1 pseudogene is annotated in these 660 nt (G+C 34.1%); it reads left to right on the forward strand.

The annotated features are described in order from the left end of the window. A pseudogene (locus tag B2217_RS03180) lies at nt 1–610 on the forward strand (ribonucleotide-diphosphate reductase subunit alpha); the annotation flags it as partial. Nucleotides 611–660 lie beyond the last annotated feature (50 nt).

Here is a 660-nt window from a genome sequence, read left to right on the forward strand (position 1 = left end):
TACAACAGAAATTTTCAAGCATATTCAATCTAAAGCAGATAAAGCTTCGGAAGAATTAGCTCGTATTTATGGTGAACCAGAGGTTTTAAAAGGCTACGGACGTCGTAATACAACAACTTGTGCAATTGCACCAACTACGTCTTCTTCTGCGATTTTAGGACAAACTTCTCCAGGAATTGAGCCGTTTGCTTCAAATTATTACAAAGCAGGTTTATCGAAAGGAAACTTTATGCGTAAGAATAAATATTTGACTAAATTATTACAAGAAAAAGGAATCGATAACGAAGATATTTGGCGCGAAATCATGTTGAATGGTGGCTCTGTGCAACATTTAGAACAATTGACAAAAGAGGAAAAAGATGTGTTCAAAACATTCAAAGAAATTTCTCAATTAGAAATTGTTCAACAAGCAGCGATTCGTCAAAAATATGTAGATCAATCGCAGTCATTAAACCTAAATATTCCACCAGATTTACCTGTGAAAGAAGTTAACCGTTTGATGATCGAAGCTTGGCAATTAGGTGTAAAAACATTGTACTATCAGCGTTCACAATCAGTTTCTAAGGAATTAGTTGCAAACTTAGTTTCTTGTTCTTCTTGTGAAGCTTAATAGGAAATGATATATTTTATTACAAATAGAAAATCCGCTCATTGAGCGGA

Source organism: Empedobacter sp. UBA7620 (genome assembly GCF_002484185.1).
In the GTDB taxonomy this organism is placed as follows: domain Bacteria; phylum Bacteroidota; class Bacteroidia; order Flavobacteriales; family Weeksellaceae; genus Empedobacter; species Empedobacter falsenii_C.